This is a genomic window from Nocardioides dongkuii, from assembly GCF_014127485.1.
Taxonomy (GTDB): Bacteria; Actinomycetota; Actinomycetes; order Propionibacteriales; family Nocardioidaceae; genus Nocardioides; species Nocardioides dongkuii.
The window spans coordinates 3,472,905-3,494,631 of sequence record NZ_CP059903.1 but is presented as its reverse complement, the minus strand read 5'-3'; the positions used below and the strand labels follow the sequence as shown (position 1 = coordinate 3,494,631).

General features: G+C 73.2%; 18 protein-coding genes. 9 read left to right on the top strand and 9 right to left on the bottom strand.

Going from position 1 to position 21,727, the window contains the following annotated elements:
• Positions 1-7: 7 nt before the first annotated feature.
• Positions 8-1,177: a THUMP-like domain-containing protein gene (locus H4O22_RS16825; protein WP_182524485.1), complete on the bottom strand. Its 1,170-nt coding sequence runs from the start codon at positions 1,175-1,177 to the stop codon at positions 8-10.
• A gap of 199 nt (positions 1,178-1,376) precedes the next feature.
• Here H4O22_RS16825 and groES point away from each other — a divergent pair, with 199 nt between their 5' ends.
• Together groES and groL are read left to right on the top strand one after the other, a co-directional pair.
• Entirely contained in the window at positions 1,377-1,670 is a 294-nt protein-coding gene (gene groES, locus H4O22_RS16820; RefSeq protein ID WP_090850792.1) for a co-chaperone GroES, read from the top strand.
• Between the two features lie 101 nt (positions 1,671-1,771).
• A complete protein-coding gene (gene groL, locus H4O22_RS16815) occupies positions 1,772-3,400 on the top strand; it encodes a chaperonin GroEL (RefSeq protein WP_182524484.1) in 1,629 nt (542 codons plus the stop codon).
• Between the two features lie 98 nt (positions 3,401-3,498).
• Here the strand turns inward: groL and H4O22_RS16810 are convergent, their stop codons facing one another.
• The 3 genes from H4O22_RS16810 to H4O22_RS16800 all read right to left on the bottom strand — a co-directional run bounded on the left by H4O22_RS16810 (position 3,499) and on the right by H4O22_RS16800 (position 6,897).
• Positions 3,499-4,749 (bottom strand): hypothetical protein, encoded by a 1,251-nt coding sequence (locus tag H4O22_RS16810; protein ID WP_182524483.1) that lies wholly within the window; start codon positions 4,747-4,749, stop codon positions 3,499-3,501.
• Positions 4,743-5,288: a SigE family RNA polymerase sigma factor gene (locus H4O22_RS16805; protein ID WP_182524482.1), complete on the bottom strand. Its 546-nt coding sequence runs from the start codon at positions 5,286-5,288 to the stop codon at positions 4,743-4,745. The genes H4O22_RS16810 and H4O22_RS16805 overlap by 7 nt, the downstream gene beginning before the upstream one ends.
• Positions 5,289-5,373: 85 nt before the next feature.
• Positions 5,374-6,897: a hypothetical protein gene (locus H4O22_RS16800; protein ID WP_182524481.1), complete on the bottom strand. Its 1,524-nt coding sequence runs from the start codon at positions 6,895-6,897 to the stop codon at positions 5,374-5,376.
• A gap of 96 nt (positions 6,898-6,993) precedes the next feature.
• Between H4O22_RS16800 and H4O22_RS16795 the strand changes: the two genes are divergently transcribed.
• Positions 6,994-7,920 carry a GNAT family N-acetyltransferase gene (locus H4O22_RS16795; RefSeq protein ID WP_182524480.1) on the top strand — a complete coding sequence of 309 codons (927 nt, stop codon included), beginning with the start codon at positions 6,994-6,996 and terminating at the stop codon, positions 7,918-7,920.
• Here the strand turns inward: H4O22_RS16795 and H4O22_RS16790 are convergent.
• The 3 genes from H4O22_RS16790 to zwf all read right to left on the bottom strand — a co-directional run bounded on the left by H4O22_RS16790 (position 7,895) and on the right by zwf (position 12,113).
• Complete coding sequence (locus tag H4O22_RS16790; protein WP_182524479.1) at positions 7,895-8,773, bottom strand: hypothetical protein; 879 nt, start codon at positions 8,771-8,773, stop codon at positions 7,895-7,897. The genes H4O22_RS16795 and H4O22_RS16790 overlap by 26 nt on opposite strands.
• 111 nt (positions 8,774-8,884) lie before the next feature.
• The gene (locus H4O22_RS16785) at positions 8,885-10,702 is read right to left on the bottom strand and encodes a glycoside hydrolase family 15 protein (protein ID WP_182524478.1); all 1,818 of its coding nucleotides are present in this window, start codon (positions 10,700-10,702) and stop codon (positions 8,885-8,887) included.
• Entirely contained in the window at positions 10,695-12,113 is a 1,419-nt protein-coding gene (gene zwf, locus H4O22_RS16780; RefSeq protein WP_220451195.1) for a glucose-6-phosphate dehydrogenase, read from the bottom strand. Before zwf ends, H4O22_RS16785 begins: the two co-directional genes overlap by 8 nt.
• Before the next feature lie 218 nt (positions 12,114-12,331).
• On the opposite strand from zwf, the gene guaB reads away from it, so the two are divergent.
• The gene (gene guaB, locus H4O22_RS16775) at positions 12,332-13,834 is read left to right on the top strand and encodes an IMP dehydrogenase (RefSeq protein WP_182524477.1); all 1,503 of its coding nucleotides are present in this window, start codon (positions 12,332-12,334) and stop codon (positions 13,832-13,834) included.
• Here guaB and H4O22_RS16770 read toward each other — a convergent pair.
• Positions 13,819-15,102: a hypothetical protein gene (locus H4O22_RS16770; RefSeq protein ID WP_182524476.1), complete on the bottom strand. Its 1,284-nt coding sequence runs from the start codon at positions 15,100-15,102 to the stop codon at positions 13,819-13,821. The genes guaB and H4O22_RS16770 overlap by 16 nt on opposite strands.
• Positions 15,099-15,626 (bottom strand): SigE family RNA polymerase sigma factor, encoded by a 528-nt coding sequence (locus H4O22_RS16765; protein ID WP_244963005.1) that lies wholly within the window; start codon positions 15,624-15,626, stop codon positions 15,099-15,101. Before H4O22_RS16765 ends, H4O22_RS16770 begins: the two co-directional genes overlap by 4 nt.
• A gap of 105 nt (positions 15,627-15,731) precedes the next feature.
• Here H4O22_RS16765 and H4O22_RS16760 point away from each other — a divergent pair, with 105 nt between their 5' ends.
• The 5 genes from H4O22_RS16760 (at position 15,732) to H4O22_RS16740 (ending at position 21,692) form a co-directional block, all read left to right on the top strand.
• Positions 15,732-16,838: a GuaB3 family IMP dehydrogenase-related protein gene (locus H4O22_RS16760; protein ID WP_182524474.1), complete on the top strand. Its 1,107-nt coding sequence runs from the start codon at positions 15,732-15,734 to the stop codon at positions 16,836-16,838.
• Complete coding sequence (locus H4O22_RS16755; RefSeq protein WP_182524473.1) at positions 16,835-17,626, top strand: carbon-nitrogen hydrolase family protein; 792 nt, start codon at positions 16,835-16,837, stop codon at positions 17,624-17,626. The genes H4O22_RS16760 and H4O22_RS16755 overlap by 4 nt, the downstream gene beginning before the upstream one ends.
• A gap of 331 nt (positions 17,627-17,957) precedes the next feature.
• A complete protein-coding gene (locus tag H4O22_RS16750; RefSeq protein ID WP_244963004.1) occupies positions 17,958-19,091 on the top strand; it encodes a phosphotransferase family protein in 1,134 nt (377 codons plus the stop codon).
• 3 nt (positions 19,092-19,094) lie between these two features.
• Entirely contained in the window at positions 19,095-20,210 is a 1,116-nt protein-coding gene (locus H4O22_RS16745; protein WP_182524472.1) for an Rv3169 family protein, read from the top strand.
• Positions 20,211-20,237: 27 nt separating this feature from the next.
• On the top strand, positions 20,238-21,692 hold the full coding sequence (locus tag H4O22_RS16740; RefSeq protein ID WP_182524471.1) for an aldehyde dehydrogenase: 1,455 nt from the start codon (positions 20,238-20,240) through the stop codon (positions 21,690-21,692).
• Positions 21,693-21,727 lie beyond the last annotated feature (35 nt).

Genomic DNA, 21,727 nt, shown 5'->3' with positions numbered 1-21,727 from the left:
GCGTCGCTCAGAGCGGGCGGACGAGCAGCGCCGTACCGCTCCCGGCGACGCGGGTCATCACGAGGGTGGCCTCGTCGTCGCCGTGCAGGTCGAGCCGCTTGCGCAGCTGCTCGGGCACCACGTCGACCCCACGCTTCTTGATCGTCAGCCGGCCGATGCCGCGCTCGCGGAGCGCCGCGCGCAGCGGCTTGTCGCGGTAGGGGAGCTCCTCGAGCACCTCGTAGCCGCGGGCGAACGGCGTCGTGACCGCCTCGGCCGAGGTCACGTAGGCGATGTGCTCGTCGACCAGGCCGCCGCGCACGCCGGCCGCGACCGCGGTCACCAGCCCGGCGCGGATCACCGCCCCGTCCGGCTCGTAGAGGTACCGGCCGACCGGGAGCACCCCGACGGCGTCCGCGCCCGGGTCGTCCTCGTCGGTCATCGTCGCCAGCCCGCCGTCGCCGATCACCGTGGCGCGCCGGGCGGTGGTGGCCAGGCTCCCGGACCAGAGCGCGGCCTCCTTGACCTCGCCGTGGTCGCTGACCCACTCCGCCTCGACGCCCGGGGGCACCAGCGAGTGCGGGATCCCCGGCGCGACCTTCACGCAGGCGTCGTGCCGCAGGAGCTTCTCGACGAACGGCCAGGGCGGCGTCCAGTCGGCGGCGTCGAAGGTCCGTCCCCGGCCGGTACGCCGCGCGGGGTCGGCGTACGCGACGTCGAAGGGGGAGGGGTCGATCGTGGTGGCGTCGGCGACCTGCACCGCACCGGGCAGGTCGAGCGCGGCCAGGTTGGCGCGGGCCACCTCGACCCGCACGGGGTCGAGGTCGACGCCGGCGCAGGTGATCCCGGCCCGGGCGGACGCCATCAGGTCGCCCCCGATGCCGCAGCCGAGGTCGATCAGGCTGCCGGTCCGGAAGGCCTCGAGCCGGGCCGCGCGGTGGGTCGCCACCGACAGCCGGGTGGCCTGTTCGAGGCCGTCGGGCGTGAAGTACAGCCGGGCGGCGAGGTCGCCGAACTTCGCGGCCGCCCGCACCCGCAGGGTGGCCTGGGTGAGCGCGGCGGCCACCTGCTCCGCGGAGGCGTCGCGCCGCAGTGCGGCCTGGGCGCGCAGCGGGTCGTCGTCGGCCACCTCCTCGGCGCGGGCGAGCAGCCGCTGCCCGTCGTCGGTCAGCAGCCACCGGAAGGCGTCGAGGTCCACCGCCCGATCCTCGCAGGTCGCTCGCGCGCGGGGGGCGCTGGCACTCAGCGCAGGGGAGTGCTAGTTTCAGTACTGGCACTCTCCTCGTGAGTCTGCCAACGCCCGCACCCCGGTACGACCCCCGCGACGGCGCCCCGGGACGCAGGCACCCAGACGTGAAACACCCGCCATCCGAAGTTCGAAAGTGGAGGTCGACATCGTGTCGGTCAACATCAAGCCCCTCGAGGACCGCATCGTCGTGAAGACGCTCGAGGCAGAGCAGACCACGGCCTCCGGCCTGGTCATCCCGGACACCGCCAAGGAGAAGCCCCAGGAGGGCGAGGTCATCTCGATCGGCCCCGGCCGCATCGACGACAACGGCAACCGGGTCCCGCTCGACGTCGCCGTGGGCGACAAGGTCATCTACAGCAAGTACGGCGGCACCGAGGTCAAGTACGCCGGCGAGGAGTACCTCATCCTCTCGGCGCGCGACGTCCTCGCCGTCGTTTCCTGATTCTTCTGAGCTAGTCCGGCACGTTTCGGTCCTCGCACTCACGTGCCGACGACCGGAGCGTGCCGGACTACTCGTTTTCTAGGTTCGTTTCAAGGAGAGCAATGCCCAAGATCCTGGAGTTCGACGAGAACGCCCGACGCGCCCTCGAGCGCGGCGTCGATGCCCTCGCCAACGCCGTCAAGGTGACGCTCGGCCCCAAGGGCCGCTACGTCGTCCTGGACAAGAAGTGGGGCGCCCCGACCATCACCAACGACGGTGTCACCGTCGCGCGTGAGATCGAGCTGGACGACCCGTTCGAGAACCTCGGCGCCCAGCTGACCAAGGAGGTCGCCACCAAGACCAACGACGTCGCGGGTGACGGCACCACCACGGCCACCGTGCTCGCGCAGGCGATGGTCCACGAGGGCCTCCGCGCGGTCACCGCCGGCGCCAACCCGATGGGCCTCAAGCGAGGCATGGACGCCGCGGCCGAGGCCGTCGGCGAGGCGCTCCGCGCCGCCGCCCGGGAGGTGGACTCCAAGGAGGACATGGCCTCGGTGGCCACCATCTCCAGCCGCGACGCGCACATCGGCGACCTGCTCGCGCAGGCCTTCGACAAGGTCGGCAAGGACGGTGTCATCACCGTCGAGGAGTCCAACACCATGGGCACCGAGCTCGACTTCACCGAGGGCATGCAGTTCGACAAGGGCTACATCTCGGCGTACTTCGTGACCGACCCGGAGCGGATGGAGGCCGTCCTCGACGACCCCTACATCCTGCTGCACCAGGGGAAGATCTCGGCGATCGCCGACCTGCTCCCGCTGCTGGAGAAGGTCATCCAGGCCGGCAAGCCGCTGTTCATCCTCGCCGAGGACGTCGACGGCGAGGCGCTCTCGACCCTGGTCGTCAACAAGATCCGCGGCACCTTCAACGCCGTCGCGGTGAAGGCCCCGGCCTTCGGCGACCGCCGCAAGGCGATGATGCAGGACATCGCGACCCTGACCGGTGGTCAGGTCATCGCCCCCGAGGTCGGCCTCAAGCTCGACCAGGTCGGCCTCGAGGTCCTCGGCCAGGCGCGCCGTGTCGTCATCACCAAGGACAACACCACGATCGTCGACGGCGCCGGTGACACCGCCGAGGTCGAGGGGCGCGTCAACCAGATCAAGGCCGAGATCGAGTCCACCGACTCCGACTGGGACCGCGAGAAGCTCCAGGAGCGCCTCGCGAAGCTGGCCGGCGGCGTGTGCGTCATCAAGGTCGGCGCCCACACCGAGGTGGAGCTGAAGGAGAAGAAGCACCGCATCGAGGACGCCGTCTCCGCGACGCGCGCCGCGATCGAGGAGGGCATCGTCGCCGGCGGCGGCTCCGCCCTCATCCACGCGGCCTCCGTGCTCGACGACAACCTCGGCCTCACCGGCGACGAGGCGGCGGGCGTGCGGATCGTGCGCAAGTCCGTCGACGAGCCGCTGCGCTGGATCGCCGAGAACGGCGGCGTGAACGGCTACGTCGTCATCACCAAGGTCCGCGAGCTCGGCGTCGGCAACGGCTACAACGCCGCCACCGAGGAGTACGGCGACCTGGTCGCCCAGGGCGTCCTGGACCCGGTCAAGGTCACCCGCTCCGCGCTGGTCAACGCCACCTCGATCGCGGCCATGCTGCTGACGACCGAGACGCTGATCGTGGAGAAGCCCGAGGACGAGGACGAGTCCGCCGGGGCCGGCCAGGGCCACGGCCACGGGCACGGCCACTGAGCTCCACGCTCTGAGCCTCACGCACCACCCGCACGACGTACGACGGCGCCGGTCCCCTCGGGGGCCGGCGCCGTCGGCGTTTCGCGGGGGATCCGGGCTCAGCCCAGCTCGGCCAGCCACTGCGTCGCGCCGTGGCCGCGGTTGACCGGGGTGTGCCACATCGCCAGGTCGGAGCCGTGCGGGACCGGTCCGCCGAGGCCGAACTTCGACCAGCTCTCGCTGAGCTGGACGAGGTCGCCGGTCTCGGGCCGGAACGCGTAGGTGCCGCCGTCCTCGCGGCTGAAGCCGGTCACGAGCACCGCCGGGCCGCCCGCCCAGCCGGCCTCGACGCCGTCGCCGCGGACGGTGACCACCTGCTCGCCGTCGGTGCCGACGACCTGCACGCGGTCGTCACGGACGCCGTCGCGCGTGCCGCAGTACTGGCTGAGGACCAGGAGGTCATCGACGCGCTGCAGGCCGAGCTGGTTGCAGCGGTCCCCGGACAGCGGGTCGAAGTCCCGCTCCTCGCCGGTGGCGAGGTCGCGCACGTGGACGCGGTCGTTGGGCTCGTTGTGGGTGGCGGTGAAGGTGAGCTGGTCACCGGTGACGTCGAAGTCGCCGACGACGGTCTGCTCGTCTCGGACGTCGCCGGGGTCGGTGAGCGAGACCGACCACAGGTCGAACTTCCGGATCTCGCCCCCGGTGTCGAGGGAGACGTAGAGCCGGTCGCCGCCGGCCTCGACGCTCTGGACCTCCGCGCGGGGGAGCGAGGGCCACTCGATCGTGGACCACGTCTCGGTCGTCCGGTCGAAGACGCGCGCGGAGACGTCCTTGGCCCCCTGCCGCAGCCCGCGGAAGACCAGCCGGTCGGTGCCGAGGGAGATCGGGCCGTCGATCTGCTGCGGCCCACCGGGGAGCCAGCGGGGCTCGTCCTCGGCCGGGTCGAGCAGCCCGACCCGGGTGTGGTTGCGGACCGTGTGCGGGCCGTCGGTCACCAGCACCAGCCCGTCGTCGGTGACGCCCGAGAGGTAGCGGCCGTTGGCGCGGTCGAGGTTCTCGTTCGTCAGCGACGTGAGCACCCGGAAGTCCTCGCCGGGCACCCCGGCCCGGGCATCTGCCAGCGTCAGGACCCGGCCCACGGGTTCCAGCTCGCGGTCGGCGGCGTCCGGCCCGGACCCGCCGCCGACGTCGGTCAGCAGCGAGCCGGTCACCAGCACGCCGGCGACGACCGCAGCGGTGCCCCCGGCGACGGCGACGCGGCGGCGGCGTACCCGGCCCCGCCCGGTGCGGACCACGGCGTCGAGGTCGAGGTGGTCGGGGGGCGGGGACGCGACGTTCTCCCGCATCAGCTGCTCGAGGTCGTTCACCATGACGGGCTCCCTGCACTGTTGACGGTGAGCTCGTCGCGTGACGCGCTCTCGAACATGGACCGCAGCGAGCCCAGGCCCCGGGAGGTCTGGCTCTTGACGGTGCCCTCGCTGCACCCGAGGGCCAGCGCGGTCTCGCGGACGTCGAGCTCCTCGAAGTAGCGCAGCACGACGCAGGCCCGCTGCCGCTCCGGCAGCCGGGCGAGCGCCGCCATCAGCGCGGCCCGGTCGGCGACCGCGGACGCGACGTCCTCGGTCGAGGCCCGGGACGGGTCCGGCTCGACCGGCACCTCCCGGCTCGACCGGCGCCGGCTCGCGTCGAGGAACGCCGAGACCACCGCCTTGCGGGCGTAGCCGAGCTCGCCGCCCTGCTTCACCAGCCGCGGCCAGGCGACGTACACCCGGACCAGCCCCTCCTGGACGTGGTCGGAGGCCCGGTCCCAGTCCCCGCACAGCAGGTACGCCGTGCTGCGCAGCCGTCGCCGGGCGCCGGCGGCGAACTCGGTGAACGCCGCGTCGTCCGCGGCGTCCCGGCGCCTCATGCGTGCCCCTCGTGTCGTCCCATGCCCTTCGGAACGGGGTGGGCGGCCGATCGGTTGCACGCCGGCACGGGATTTCCCGCCTCGGTCAGGAGCAGTCGGGGCGCACCGGCGCCCGGTCGACCCCGCGGAGCAGGTACACCGGCCGGTCGTCGCAGCCGGTCCCGTGCTCGACGTACCGCTCCTCGACGACGTCGGCGAACCGGCGGCCGGCGTCCTCGTCCCAGAGGTCGAAGTCGACCCACTCGACCAGCCAGGTGGGCGCGTCCGGGCCCTCGACCAGCGCGGTGAGCTCCTCGAGGTCAGGGTCGAGGGTGCGCATCGGGAGGCTCCACAGGTGCTGGTACGGCGACCGCAGGCCGCTCGCGAGCACCAGGTCGGCGCGGCCGCCGAAGACGACCAGCGTGTCGTCGGGCTCGGCGACCTCCGCGATCGCCGCGCCGGTGTCGTGCTCGTGGAACTCCTGCATCCCCAAGGCGTTGTACGCCGTCCAGCCGACCAGGCACGCGACCGAGGACAGGGCGGCGCCGACGATCACCCCGCGCATCGTGCGCCCGCGCCGGTCGCCGTGCCGGACCAGCAGGGCGGCGGCGAGCGCGGTCGCCGGCAGCAGCGGGAAGAGGTAGTCGCGCCAGAAGCTGCCGCCGATGAGCAGCGCGGTCGCGTCGAAGGCGAGGAGCGCGCCGGTGGCGGCGGTGATGGCGCGGTCGTGGGCCCACTCGTCGCGGATGTGCACGACGAACCCGCCGAGCACCACCAGCATCCCGGCGACCACGGCGGCGGTCAGCAGCACCCCGAGCCGCCAGACGGGCGCGCTGGGGCTGGCCATCGCGATCACCGCGGACGCGTCGGAGCGGAAGCCGGCGACGGCGTACCACAGCGTCTCGAGGCGTACGCCGGCCGCGAGCGCCCAGCCGATCGTCACCGCCAGCGGGATCGCGGCGCCCGCCAGCCCGGCCGCGGACAGCCGGAGCAGGTCGCGAACGGGCAGCTGGCGGGTGGCCGCGGAGACGAGCAGCAGGGTGCCGGCGAAGACCAGGCCGCCGAGGAGGTTCTGCTTGATGTGCGGCGCGGTGCCGGCGAGCAGGCCGGCGAGCAGGGCGAGCGGCACCGAGCGCCGCCGCAGCGCGAGGATGGCGAGCGCGCAGCCGGCCATCACGAACGGCAGCCCGAGCAGCTCGCCCTTCACCGCGACCGCGTCGATCACGGCGTTGGTGGTGATCGCGGCGACGCAGACCGCCGTCCAGCGGGCGGCGCGGACGCCGGCGACCAGCCGCGCGGCCCACGCGGCGGCGAGCACCAGCGCCGCGCACGCGATCGCCCCCAGCACCCGGATGAAGTGCGGTCCGCCGATCGCGTCGGACGCCTCGAAGATCGCGATCAGCAGCGGCGGCCGGTCGACGAAGTAGTGGCCGAAGACGCTGTCCGGCATCGGGTCCCAGGAGCGCCCGACCAGCAGGAACCCCGCCTCGTCGGCGCGCACCGGACGGGTCAGCCCGGGCATCCGGAGCAGGAACGCCGCCGCGGCGGCGAGGACGACGGTGTACCGGGAGTCGACCCGGTCCGTGAGCCCGCGACCGATGCGGAGCAGGAGGTCGCCGAGCCGCTGCATGGCGACACTGTCTCAGACACCCCACCGGTCCCGTTCGTTGCACGCACGCAACAGCGCTGACGTGGTCCCGCAACGTCGGCGGGGCACGCTCGGCGGATGCTGTGGAGAGTGCGCACGACCCTGCCCGACCGCCCCGGCGCGCTCGCCGCCCTCGCGCAGCACTGCGGGGAGGCGGGGGTGAACATCCTGGGTCTCCAGGTCTTCCCCGGCGCCGAGGACGGGCCCGGGACGGTCACCGACGAGCTCGTGGTGCGGACGCCCTCGGACTGGGGGCCCGGCGAGATCGCGCGGCTGGTCGAGGCCTCGGGCGGCGTCCACGTCGTCTCGGTGCCGTGCACGGAGGCGGCGCTCGGCGACCAGCCGGTCCGCTACGTCCGGGCGGCCCGCCGGATCCTCGCCCAGCCGGCCGCGTTCCCGGAGCTCGTGGCGCTGCTGCTGGACGCCGAGGCGGACCCGCCGGACGGCACCGGCCGGCCCCAGGACGTGCTGACGATGACCGTCGGCGACGTCGAGGTGCAGGTCCGGCGCACCGCGCCGTTCACGGCCACCGAGCGGGCCCGCGGCGCCGAGGTCGCCGGCCTCGTGACCGACGTCCTCCAGCGCGACCGCGAGCCGGACGGCGTCGCGGCCCCCGCGCCGGGCCGGCGGCTGGGCGGCGGCCAGGTGCCCGAGTACGTCGCGGAGGGCAGCTCGGTCTCGGCGGTCGTCGGGGACGCGGTGGTCGGGCTGGCGACGGTCGGTGCGGCCTCCCCCGACGAGGCCGGCGCGCGCTCGCTGGTGCTGCGGGTCGACCCGGCCTGGCAGCGCCGCGGCATCGGGACCCGGCTGCTGGTCGAGGGCGCGCGGCTCGCGCAGCTGCTGGGGGCCTCCGAGGTGGTGCTGACCACCCGCGCGGACAACCGGGCGGTGCTGCCGATGGTGCTGGCCGCCGGCATGCGCGGCCGGATCCGGATGGCGGCCGACGTGCTCACGGTGCGGGTGCCGCTGGCGCCGGGTCTCACGCGCAGCCGGGTGACTCCCTGAGCCGCGGCCACTGCTCCACGTCGGCGGGCGAGCGGCCGACGTACACCGCGTCGGGGGTGCGCCACAGCCGCCGGCCCTCGCGGACGAGGCCGGTGTCGGTCGCGCCGTCCGGCAGCGTCGTGCTCGGCTCCCACGGCACCACGAGCTGGTCGCGCAGCCAGCGCTGCGGGTCGCGGACGTACGTCGGGCCCGGCCGGCGCTCGCCGAACCGCAGGAACGTCATCGACTGCCAGTCGCAGTGCTCCGGCCCGCGCCAGGCGGAGAGCTCGGTGGTCGGCACCGGTCGCCCCTCGCCGTCGGTCCACACCTCCAGGCCGATCGCGTCGGTGTGCTCGCGCGGCAGCTCGGCGGGGTCGCACTGCGCCCAGGACTCGAGGTACCAGCCGTCGCCGCCCGCGCCCTCGGTGCCCTCGCCGTCGTGCACGACCAGCGCCTGCTTCGCGACGCCGTCGACCTCGAGCACGTAGAGCACCCGGTCGTCGGTGCGCGCCGCCACCGTGAGGCCGTCCTGGAACTGGAAGGTGCCGGGCACGTGCTCGCTGGCCGCCGTCTCCAGCGCGCCGGCCGGACTCCCGGACGTCGCGCCCTCGGCGTACACCTCGGCGTCCTCGAAGCCGCCGTCCCCCCAGGTGTCGCACCGCACCACGTCGCCCGCCGCCCCCGCCCGCGGGTGCCGGGCCTCCGCCCGCGAGACGTGCAGCGGCCCGTCGTACGCCGTGGCCGCGGGCGGGGCGCCCACCTCGCCCACCTCGCCCTCCGTGCCGTCCCCGACGTCGGTGCTGGAGCCGCACGCGACCAGCACCGGGACCAGCACCGGGACCAGCAGGCCGGCGGCCAGCAGAGGATGACGCACGTCCGGTAGGACGTCCCCCGCCCACCCCCGGTTCCGCCCGACTGTGGAAATCCCCGCCGAGTCGGCGCACATGTGCGCCGACTCGGCGAGGTTCTCCACAGCTGGGGTGGGTCAGCCGAGGGCGCGGTCCAGGTTGAGGGCGGCGCTGATCAGGCTGAGGTGGGTGAAGGCCTGGGGGAAGTTGCCGAGCTGGTCGCCGGTGAGGCCGACCTGCTCGCCGTACAGGCCGAGGTGGTTGGCATAGCTGAACATCTTCTCGAGCGCGAGCCGGGCGTCGTCGAGCCGGCCGATGCGGGTCAGCGCCTCGACGTACCAGAACGAGCAGATCGAGAAGGTGCCCTCGGTGCCGTCGACGCCGTCCGGGCTGCGGCCGAGGTCGTAGCGGAACACCAGGGTGTCGGAGACCAGCCGCTCCTCGATCACCCGGAGCGTGGAGACGAAGCGCGGGTCGTTCGGCGCCACGAACTTCACCATCGGCATCAGCAGCACGCCGGCGTCGACGGTGTCGGCGCCCTCGTGCTGCATGAAGGCCCCGACCTCCTCGTCCCAGCAGTGCTCCATGATCCGGTGGTAGACCGCGTCGCGGACCTCGGCCCAGCCGGCCAGGTCACCGGGCAGCCCGCGCTGCCGGGCGATCCGCATCATCCGCTCGATGGCGACCCAGCACATCAGCCGGGACGTCGTGTGCGCCCGCGGCTGGTCGCGGATCTCCCACATCCCGGCGTCCTCGCGCTCCCAGTTGGCCAGCACCCACTCCAGCAGCCGGGTGAGGTCCGCCCACGCGTCGTGGCTGAGGCCGGGGCCGTACTTGTTGAACAGGTAGACCGAGTCGATCAGCTCGCCGTAGATGTCGAGCTGGAGCTGGTCGACCGCACCGTTGCCGATCCGCACCGGGCGGGAGTCGGCGTACCCGCGCAGGTGGTCGAGCTCGGACTCGTGGGGGATGTCGCCGTCGATCGTGTAGAGCACCCGCAGCGGCCCGAGCTCGGGGTTCTCCTCGCGGTCCTCGCCCATCCGCTGGGAGAGCCACTCCATGAACGCCGCCGCCTCGTCGGTGAACCCCAGGCGCAGCAGCGCGTACAGGCTGAACGCCGCGTCGCGGATCCAGACGTAGCGGTAGTCCCAGTTGCGGCTGCCGCCCCGCTCCTCCGGGAGGCTCGTGGTGGGCGCGGCGACGATCGCGCCGCTCGGCTCGTGGGTGAGCAGCTTGAGGGTCAGCGCGGAGCGGTTGACCATCTCCCGCCACCGGCCGGTGTACGTCGACTGGGAGAGCCAGCCGCGCCAGTACGCCGCGGTCTGGTCGAAGAGTCGCTCGGTGGCGTCGCCGTCGTCGGGGCGCAGGTCCTCCCCGTCGCCGAGCACGTGCAGGACGAAGAGCGCCTGGTCGCCGGGGCCGAGCGTGACCTCGGCCGAGACCGAGCCGTCGCTGGTGTCGAGGTCGGCGGTCGAGGTCAGGCCGAGGCGTACGCCGTCGCCGGCGATCAGCACCCCCTGGTCGACGACCTCCGTGGTCGGGTGGCACCGGCCGTAGTCGGGCCGCGCGGTGAGCTCCATCCGGATCCGGACGCGTCCGCGCACCGCGACGACCCGGCGGGTGAGCCGCTGCCGGTGGTCGGGGTCGTGGGCGCGGATCAGTGGCATGAAGTCGTGCACCTCGGCGACGCCCTCCTCGGTGAGGAAACGGGTCACGAGGATCGCGGAGTCGGGGAAGTAGAACTGCGTCGTCGTGGTCGCGCCGCCGACCGGGCCGAGCCGCCAGGCGCCGCCCTGCTCGGGGTCGAGGAGCGCGCCCAGCACGCTGGGCGAGTCGAAGCGAGGGGCGCAGAACCAGTCGATGGTCGCGTCCGCGCCGACCAGCGCGCAGGTGCGCAGGTCGCCGATCAGCCCGTGGTCGGCGATCGGCAGGAAGTCGCCGTCCGGGTCAGTCACCGAGCCGCCACCCGCCCCGGGGCAGGTCCAGCGCCGCCTGCGGCCCCCAGGACCCCTGCGGGTAGGGCTGCACCTCGGGCCGGTCGTCGAGCACCGGCTGGCAGACCTGCCAGAGCCGGTCCACCTCGTCGCCGCGGGTGAACAGCGTCTGGTCGCCGCGCAGCACGTCGAGCAGCAGCCGCTCGTAGGCCTCGAGCGGCTCCTGGTCGGTCTGCTCCCCGAGGTCGAGCCGCAGCGTGGCGTCGGTCAGCACCGGGTCGGGGCCGGGCCGCTTGGCCCGGATGTCGACGGTGACGACCGGGTCGTCGGTGAGCTCCAGGACCAGCTCGTTGGGTCCGGGGTCGCCGCCGAAGAGCCGGTTCTCCGAGGGGCGGAAGCGCAGCGTGATGGTGCGGCGGCCCTCGGGCATCGCCTTGCCGGTGCGCAGGTAGAAGGGGACGTCGCGCCAGCGCTCGTTGTCGACGTACGCCTCGAGGGCGACGAAGGTCTCGACCTCGGAGTCGTCGGCGACGTCCTCGTCGTCGCGGTAGCCCTCGAACTGGCCGAACACCACCCGGGCGGGGTCGAAGGGGCGGAGGTCGGCGAAGACCGCCGCCTTCGCGTCGCGCAGCGACGGGGCGTCGAGGCTGCCGGGGTCCTCGAGGGCGACGAACCCGAGCAGCTGGCACAGGTGGGTCGAGATCATGTCGCGCAGGCAGCCGGTGGACTCGTAGAAGCCGCCGCGGCCCTCGAGCCCGAGGTCCTCGGGGACGTCGATCTGCACGCTGGCAACCGAGCGGCGGTCCCAGGCCGGCTCGAAGAGCCGGTTGGCGAAGCGCAGCGCGAGGATGTTCTGCACCGCCTCCTTGCCGATGAAGTGGTCGATGCGGAAGACCTGGTCCTCCTCGACGACGTCCTTGAGGGCGGCGTCCAGCTCGCGCGAGGACGCCAGGTCGAGGCCGAACGGCTTCTCGACCACCAGGCGGGCGCGCTCGACCAGGTCCTCGCGGCCGAGCATGGCGACCATGTCGCCCATGATGGCGGGCGGCAGGGAGAGGTACACCAGCCGCCGTACGTCGTCGGTCGCGCCGTCGCCGAGCTCCTCCTCCGCCTCGCGGACGGCGGCGGCCAGGTCGGCGCCGTCGTCGGCGTCGGAGGTCCGGAACGACACCCGCTCCAGGAGCCCGTCGACCACCTGCTCGTCGAGGTCGTCGACCGACTCGGCCAAGGCCTCCCGCACCTGGTCGCGGAACTCCTCGTCGGAGCCCGGCGAGTGCCGGCCGCTGCCGATGACGGCGTACCGCTCGGGCAGCCGGCCCGCGGCCGCGAGGGCGTAGAGGCCCGGGAACAGCTTGCGGCGGGCCAGGTCGCCGGTGGCCCCGAAGAGCACCAGGACGTGGGGGGCGAGGTCGTCGACGTCGTGGGTGGGCACGCCGGGTCGGTGCCCGCACCGGGTCAGTGTCACTCCCTTCCGTTGGTGGAGCAGCGAAGGCGCTCTGGCGCCTGAGTGTGTCGAAACCCGGTGACCCGACGTACGGCGGTGACCGCGGTCGCTGGTGGGCTGCGGGGGTTTCGACACGCTCGTCGCTGGCGCTCCTCGCTGCTCAACCACCGGTCTGGGCGACAGTGGGCGGCCAGTACGCTGGAGGAGTGGAGCTCCCCGACAAGTTCGCGGCCCTGGGCCTGACCTACGACGACGTCCTGCTGCTGCCGGGCCACTCCGACCTGGCGCCCTCCGACATCGACCTGACCTCGCGCCTGACGCGGGAGATCTCCCTGAAGGTGCCGCTGGTCAGCGCCGCCATGGACACCGTCACCGAGTCGCGGATGGCGATCGCGATGGCGCGCCAGGGCGGGCTCGGCGTGCTGCACCGCAACCTCTCGATCGAGGACCAGGCCTACCAGGTCGACCTGGTCAAGCGCACCCAGACCGGCATCATCTCCAACCCGGTCACCATCGGCCCCGACGCGACCCTGGAGCAGCTCGACAAGCTCGCGGGCGAGTTCCGCATCTCCGGCTTCCCGGTCGTCGACGGCGAGCAGCGCCTGATCGGCATCATCACCAACCGCGACCTGCGGTTCACCCCCGTCGCGGAGTGGGCGACCACCAAGGTCGACGAGGTGATGACGCCGATGCCGCTCATCACCGGCCCCGCCGACATCAGCCGCGAGGACGCCACCCTGCTGCTGCGCCAGCACAAGCGCGAGCGGCTGCCGCTCGTCGACGACCAGGGCCGGCTCACCGGCCTGATCACCGTCAAGGACTTCGTGAAGTCCGAGCAGTTCCCGAACGCCTCCAACGACGCCGCCGGGCGGCTGATGGTCGGTGCGGCGATCGGCTACTTCGGCGACGCGTGGCAGCGGGCCACGACCCTGATCGAGGCCGGTGCCGACGTCCTGGTCGCCGACACCGCCCACGGCAACGTCCGGCTGCTGCTCGACATGGTGCGCCGGCTCAAGACCGACCCGGCGACCAAGCACGTGCAGGTGGTCGGCGGCAACGTCGCGACCCGCGAGGGCGCCCAGGCGTTCGTCGACGCCGGCGTCGACGCGGTCAAGGTCGGGGTCGGTCCCGGCTCGATCTGCACTACCCGCGTGGTCACCGGCGTGGGCGTCCCGCAGGTCAGCGCCGTCTACGAGGCCTCGCTCGCCTGCAAGCCCGCCGGCGTCCCCGTCATCGCCGACGGCGGCCTGAAGTACTCCGGCGAGATCGCCAAGGCTCTGGTCGCCGGCGCCGACACCGTGATGATCGGTTCGCTCCTCGCCGGCTGCGAGGAGTCGCCCGGCGACCTGGTCTTCGTCAACGGCAAGCAGTTCAAGGCCTACCGCGGCATGGGCTCGCTGGCCGCGATGTCGAGCCGCGGCAAGAAGTCGTACTCCAAGGACCGCTACTTCCAGGCCGAGGTCGCCAGCGACGACAAGATCGTGCCCGAGGGCATCGAGGGCCAGGTCGCCTACCGCGGGCCGCTGGCCGCGGTCGCCCACCAGCTCATCGGCGGGCTGACCCAGTCGATGTTCTACGTCGGCGCCGCGACCGTCCCGGAGCTGCAGGAGAAGGGCCGGTTCATCCGGATCACCTCCGCCTCGCTCCAGGAGAGCCACCCCCACGACGTGCAGATGACCGCCGAGGCGCCCAACTACAGCGGCCGGTAGATCAGCAGCGCGCCCCGCGTGACCGGCCCGTTTCCGGTGATCCGCACGTCGTAGTCGTCGCCGCGCAGCAGGACTCCGGCGGTCATCCAGGCCACCCCCTCGGGGCTGCCCAGGGACGCCGAGCCGCCGCGGTCGAGCCGCCCCTCCCACGTGGCCTGCACCATGGCGCCCTCCGCGACGAGCCCGATCAGCAGGTCGGTGTCGGACGCCTCGACCCGGGTGCCCCAGTCGTCGACGTCGCCGAAGGACTCGGGGGTGCGGTCCAGGCGCCAGGTCCGCCCGGCGTACTCGATCTGCGACTCGACGCGCGTGCCGAACACCTCCACCGGCTCGGCGGGCTGCTGGTAGACCGCGACGCCGAGGTCGGTCCCCGGCGAGTCCACCACCGGGCCGCGGGCGCCCCGGGTGAGGTAGGCGCGCACGGTGTGGTCGAGGACCCGGGCCCCGTCCTCGAGGACGCCTCCAACAATGCCGACGCTCGCGCTGTCCCGGGCCTGGCAGGAATGGCCCCGCGGACCCAGGTCGTCGATCTCGAACTGCAGCCACAGGCCACGCTCGGCGGCGGCGCAGTACGACGCGAGGCGCACCTCGGGCAGCCGCCCGCGGAACGTCACCGCGACCGCCGACTCGTCCTCCGCGAACGCCGCCGCGAGCAGCGGGCCGCCGGCGACGGTGTCGCGGAAGACCACCTCGCCGTTGTCCACGCCCGGCGCCAGCCCGGCGCTCTCGTAGATCGCGACCCCGGTCTCCGCCCCGTCCGGGGCGCCGTCCAGCCGCACCCGCAGCGTGGCCCCGGCGTCGCCGACCGGCACCGGCTGCTCCAGCCCCTCGCCGCCGACCACCCGCGCGACGGCCGTGCCGTCGACGAGCAGCGTGGCCGACCCGGAGCCGAGCCCGCTGGCCGCGAACGCCACCGCGCGCTCCTCCTCGGAGCCCCGCAGCCGGAGCCGGTCGTCCTCGCCCTCGATCGGGTCGCCGCCGGTGAGCTCGTAGGGGACGCCGTGGACCGCCACCCGCTGCGGCACGTCGACGCCGACCACGGTCGGGGGCGCCGCGGCCTGGGGCCGCTCGGGGCGGTCCAGCGAGGCGACCACGGTCGCGCCGGTCGCCACGACCAGCACGGCCGCCACGGCACCCGCGGCGGCCCGCCGACGGCGTACCACCCGGATCCGCTCGCGGACGGCGACCGGGCGGGCCCACCGGTCGGCGTCGTCGATCGCCGCGGCGTGGTCGTCGAGGGTCTCGCGCAGGTCACGCAGGCTGGTCATGAGCGGTCCTCGCTGGTGCGGGTGGTGGGGCTGAGGTCGGGGCCGGCGGCGAGCGCGGGGTCGATCCGCAGCTTCGCGAGCGCCTTGCTGGTCTGGCTCTTCACGGTGCCGGCGGTGACGCCGAGCAGGCGGGCGGTCTCGGCCTCGCTGAGGTCCTCGACGAAGCGCAGCACCACGACCGCGCGCTGACGGCGCGGCAGCCGGCCCATCGCCGCCCACAGGTCGTGGCGCTGGTCGGCGGCGTCGTGCTCGCCGCTCGCGGGCGGCGGCTCCGGCGGGTCGGCGTACGCGTGCTCCCCGTTCCAGCGGCGCCGCCACCAGGAGGCGTAGGTGTTGACCAGGATCTTGCGGACGTACGGCTCGGGCCGGTCCTCGATCCGGGACCAGGCGAACCAGGCCTTGGCGAGCGCGGTCTGCAGCAGGTCCTCGGCTAGCGCGTGGTCCCGGGTGAGCAGGTACGCCGTGCGCAGCAGGCCGCTGGAGCGCCCGGCGACGAACTCGTCGAAGTCCGCGCGTGCGTCCACCAGGGCTCCTGGGATCGTCGACCGCTCTCCGGTCAGGGCTTCCATACCCTGCCCGACCGATCGGGCCGCCGGTTCGGTTGCCCGTCTTCTCGATAGAGTTCGTGGGTGACCGAGATCGAGATCGGGCGGGCCAAGCGAGCCCGCCGCGCCTACGCCTTCGACGACATCGCGATCGTGCCGTCCCGGCGCACCCGCGATCCCGAGGAGGTCAGCATCGCCTGGCAGATCGATGCCTACCGCTTCGACCTGCCGGTGCTGGCCGCCCCGATGGACTCGGTGATGTCGCCGGCGACCGCCATCGCCCTGGGGCGGTACGGCGGGCTCGGGGTGCTCAACCTCGAGGGCATCTGGACCCGCTTCGAGGACCCCACCGACCTGCTGGAGGAGGTCGCCGGCCTGCGCGGCACCGAGGCGACCCGCCGGATGCAGGAGATCTACCGCGAGCCGGTCAAGGCCGAGCTGATCACCGAGCGGCTGCGCGAGGTCCGCGAGGCCGGCGTGACGGTCGCGGGGTCGCTCTCCCCGCAGCGCACCAAGGAGTTCGCGAAGACCGTGGTCGACGCGGGGGTCGACATGTTCGTCATCCGCGGCACGACGGTCAGCGCCGAGCACGTGTCCTCGCAGGCGGAGCCGCTGAACCTCAAGGAGTTCATCTACGAGCTCGACGTCCCGGTCGTGGTCGGCGGCTGCGCGACCCACCAGGCCGCGCTGCACCTGATGCGCACCGGCGCCGCCGGGGTGCTCGTCGGCTTCGGCGGCGGGGCGGCGCACACCACCCGCACCGTCCTCGGCGTCGCCGTGCCGATGGCCTCCGCCCTCGCCGACGTCGCAGCGGCCCGGCGCGACTACCTCGACGAGTCCGGCGGGCGCTACGTCCACGTGATCGCCGACGGCTCGATCGGCAAGTCCGGCGACCTCGCCAAGGCGATCGCGTGCGGCGCCGACGCGGTGATGGTCGGCTCGCCGCTCGCCCGGGCGACCGACGCCCCCGGCCGCGGCTTCCACTGGGGCACCGAGGCCCACCACGCCGACCTGCCCCGCGGCCAGCGGGTCGAGTTCGACACCGTCGGGACGCTGGAGGAGATCCTCTTCGGCCCCTCCCGGGTCGCCGACGGCACCATGAACCTCATCGGCGCCCTCAAGCGGGCGATGGCCACCACCGGCTACACCGACCTCAAGGAGTTCCAGCGGGTCGAGGTCGTCGTCGGGTGATCGTCGCCGCCGGGCAGGCGGTCGCCGTCGCCGGCAACCTCGCGGCCAACGTCGCGACCGCGGCCCGGCTGACCCGGCTCGCCGGCAGCCAGGACGCGGCGCTGCTGGTGCTCCCGGAGGCGTTCCTGACCGGGTACGACGAGGCGGTCTTCGCCGGGCCGCTCCCCACGCCCGACGACCTGACCGGCCCGCTCCTCGACCCGCTCCGCGCGGCCGCGGCGGCGAGCGGCACCACCGTCGTGGCGAGCGCGGCGCTCCAGCGGCCGGCGTACCGCACGCTGAGCTCGGTGGTCGTCGGCCCCGACGGCCGCACCGGCGCGCCGTACGACAAGCAGCACCTCGACGGCCTCGAGCGCACGTACTTCACCCCCGGCGACCACGGAACCTCGATCACCGTCGAGGGACACGAGCTCGGCCTCAGCATCTGCTACGACGGCTGCTTCCCCGAGCACGCGCGGGCGGCGTCCGACGACGGCGCGGTCGGCTACCTGGCCTCGGTGGCGTTCTTCCCGGGCGGCGCGCACCGCCGCGACCTCTACTACGCCGCCCGCGCGCTCGAGAACGGCATCTACGTCGTCGTCGCCGGCCTCACCGGCCGCTGCGGGGCGTCGTCGTTCATCGGCGGCTCGGCCGTCTACGACCCCGAGGGCCGGCCGCTCGCGCGGCTCGACGAGGAGGAGGGGCTGGCGCTCGCCGAGCTGGACGCCGGCCTGGTCGCCGCCACCCGCGCCCGGCACCCCATGCACCACGACCACCGGCCCTCGCTCGGCACCCGCGTCCGCGCCTGACCCTGCGCGGTACACCTGCCGTTTGGTCACAAACCGCAGGTCTCGGAGGTGTTTTCGTGCGGTGTGTGACCAAACGGCGGCAGGGCGGGTGCGCCGAGGCCCGCCGTCTTGGTCGCGGCGGCGTGCTCGTCCCGCCGGGCCGCCACGTCGTATGACGCTGCCGTTTGGTCACAAACCGCAGGTCTCGGCGCCATTTTCCTGCGGTTTGTGACCAAACCGCAGGGGTCAGGCCGGCGGACAAGACCGCGCCGCCGAACTCGTTGACAACTAGAACACGTTCCACCCATGCTGACAGGCGTCAAGTTGAGAGCCACGTCACACAGGAGGTCCCGTGACCCAGGCATCCGCAGCGCCGCCGCCCGACATGAAGATCCAGGTCTCCAGCCGCGACGCGTCCACCGTTCCCGGGTTGCTGGCCGACTGGCTGGCCACCCTCCTCCCGGCGGACGCCGCGCCCGAGGTCGTGCTGCACAGCGGGGTCGACGCCAACGGGATGTCCTCGGAGACGCTGCTCTTCGACGCGACCTGGACCGAGGACGGCGAGCGCGAGCTGCACCGCTTCGTGGCCCGGGTCGCCCCGACCGCGGCCGACTTCCCGGTCTTCGCCAGCTACGACCTCCAGCACCAGTACGACGCGATGCGCCTGGTCGGCGAGCTCACCGACGTCCCGGTGCCCGGGGTCCGCTGGATGGAGCCGACCGGCACCGTCCTCGGCAGCCCGTTCTTCCTGATGGACCGCATCGACGGCGTGGTGCCGCAGGACGTGCTGCCCTACACCTTCGGCGACAACTGGCTCTTCGACGCGAGCGCCGAGCAGCAGCGGCGGGTGCAGGACAGCACCACCGCCACGCTGGCCGCGCTGCACGCGATCCCCGACGCGGCGAGCACCTTCGCCTTCCTCGACCCGCCGTACGACGGGGCGAGCCTGCTCGAGCGCCACCTCGCCCGGGCCCGGGGCTGGTACGAGTTCGCCGTCCCCGACATCGGCCGCTCGCGCACCGCCGAGCGGGCGCTGGCCTGGCTCGAGGCGAACCTCCCCGAGGGCGGCGACACCGTGCTGTGCTGGGGCGACGCCCGGATCGGCAACGTCATGTACGCCGACTTCGAGCCCGCGGCCGTCCTGGACTGGGAGATGGCGGCGATCGGCCCGCGCGAGCTCGACGTGTCCTGGATGCTCTTCGCCCACTGGGTCTTCCAGTCGATCACCGACATGCTCGAGATGCCCGGGATGCCGGGCTTCATGCTCGAGGAGGACGTCGTCGCCGCCTACGAGGAGGCGTCAGGGGTGCCCCTCGGCGACCTCGGCTGGTACCACGTCTTCAACGCCCTGCAGTGGTGCGTGATCTTCATGCGCACCACCGCCCGCTCGATCCACTTTGGGGAGATGGAGCGCCCCGAGGACATCGAGACCGCAATGCACCACAAGCCGCTGATGGAGCGGATCATGAACCAGGTAGGGGCCTAGACCATGGCGATCACCGAGCTCGACGAGTACCCGATCCACCAGGCGCCGCTGCCGATCTCCTGGCCGGCGTCCAGCGACCGGAACTTCTACGACCGCAACTACTTCAACTGCCACGACCGCAGCGGCGAGATCTTCGTGATCACCGGGCTCGGGTACTACCCGAACCTCGGCACCAAGGACGCCTACCTGCTCGTCGCCCGCGACGGCAAGCAGACCGCGCTGCACTTCTCCGACCTCTGCGACAACGACCGGCTCAACCAGTCTGTCGGTGGCTACCGCGTGCAGGTCGAGGAGCCGCTCCAGCGGATCCGGATCCAGGTCGACGAGACCGAGGGCATCGCCGCCGACCTGACCTGGCAGGGACTCTTCCCGGTGATCCAGGAGGAGCACCACATCCTCCGCTCCGGTGCCCGGACCACCCTCGACGCGCAGCGCTTCGCCCAGCTCGGCAGCTGGACCGGCCACCTCGACATCGACGGCGAGCGGATCGAGGTCACCCCGGACCGCTGGCTCGGCAGCCGCGACCGGTCCTGGGGGATCCGCCCGGTCGGCGAGGCGGAGCCTGCCGGCGCGCCGAGCGACCCGCCGTTCGAGGGCATGTGGTGGCTCTACGTGCCGCTCGCCTTCGACGACTTCGCGATCGTGCTGATCCTCCAGGAGGACCCGAACGGCTACCGCACCCTCAACGACTGCCACCGGGTCTGGCCCGACGGCCGCGTCGAGCAGCTCGGCTGGCCGCAGGTGAAGGTGCACTACGCCTCCGGCACCCGTACGCCGAGCGGCGCCACGATCCGCTGCACCTCCGCCACGGGGGAGACCCTCGAGCTCGAGGTCTCCTCGCTGCTGGCCGCGCCGCTCCACGTCGGCGGCGGGTACGGCGGCGACCCCGACTGGACCCACGGCATGTGGAAGGGCGAGAAGTTCGTCGAGCGGCTGACCTACGACATGGCCGACGACGCGGTGCGGGGCCGCTTCATGTTCGGCTGCGTGGACCACGTCGGTCGCGGGCTGCTCACCGAGGGCGGCCGCACGGTCGAGGGGTGGGGGCTCTTCGAGCACTTCTGCATCGGCCGCCACGACCCCAGCGGCTTCGCCGACTACTTCACCCTCGCCCCCTGAGCTACCACCCATCCACGGAGACCTGACATGAGCCTCGACCGCGATTCCTTCTTCATCGACGGCGGCTGGGCCGCGCCGGCGACCTCGGCGACCATCGAGGTGGTCTCGCCGCACACCGAGCAGGTCGTCGCGACCGTGCCGGAGGGCAGCGCCGCCGACGTGGACGCGGCGGTCGCCGCCGCGCGCCGCGCCTTCGACGAGGGCCCCTGGCCGCGGATGTCGCCGGAGGAGCGGATCGACGTCATCCAGGCGTTCTCGCACCTCTACGCCGGCAAGCTCGCCGAGATGGCCGAGCTGATCACCGTGGAGATGGGCTCGCCGACGTCGTTCTCGAACCTCGCCCAGTCGCCCGCCCCGTGGATGCAGATCGAGTCGTTCCTCGGCATCGCCCGGGCGTTCTCCTGGGAGGAGACCCGGCCCGGCGCCCTCGGTGCCGACGTCGTCGTACGCCGGGAGCCGGTCGGCGTGGTCGCGGCGATCCCGCCGTGGAACGTCCCGCAGTTCACGACCATCTCCAAGGTCGTCCCGGCGCTGCTCGCCGGCAACACCGTCGTGGTGAAGCCGGCCCCCGAGACGCCGCTGGACGCCTACCTGATGGCCGAGCTGCTCGCCGAGGCCGGCGTGCCCGCGGGCGTGGTCAACATCGTCGCCGCCGGGCGCGAGGTGGGGGAGCACCTGGTCGCCCACCCCGGCATCGACAAGGTGGCGTTCACCGGCTCGACCGCGGCGGGCCGCAAGATCGCCGCGGTCTGCGGCGAGCAGCTCAAGCGGGTCTCCCTGGAGCTGGGTGGCAAGTCGGCCGCGATCGTGCTCGACGACGCCGACCTGGCCGCGACGATGGAGGGGCTGAAGTTCGTCGCCCTGATGAACTCCGGGCAGGCCTGCGTCGCCCAGACCCGGATCCTGGCCTCGCGGCGCAACTACGCCGCCGTGGTCGACGCGCTCGCCGAGACCGTCGCGGGCATGAGCGTCGGCGACCCCGCCGACCCGGCGACCGAGATCGGCCCGATGGTCGCCCAGCGCCAGCAGGAGCGGGTCGAGAAGTACATCGCGCTCGGGCAGGAGGAGGGCGCCCGCCTGGTCGTCGGCGGCAACGGGATGCCCGAGGGCCTGTCCTCCGGCTGGTACGTCCGCCCGACGGTCTTCGCCGACGTCGACAACCGGATGCGGATCGCCCAGGAGGAGATCTTCGGGCCGGTGCTCTCGGTGATCCCGTTCGACGACGTGGACGACGCGGTGCGGATCGCCAACGACTCCGACTACGGCCTGGCCGGGACGGTGTGGACCGCCGACCAGGACGCCGGCATGGACGTCGCCCGCCGGGTCCGCGCCGGCACGTACGGCGTGAACACCTACTCGATGGACTTCGCGGCGCCGTTCGGCGGCTTCAAGGCGTCCGGCATCGGCCGCGAGTTCGGCCCCGAGGGGCTCGCGCAGTACACCGAGCTGAAGGCCATCTACCCGACCGCCCCGGCGATGTGAGAGTTACCTCCGGGTAGTCGCGGAGACAGCCGTCA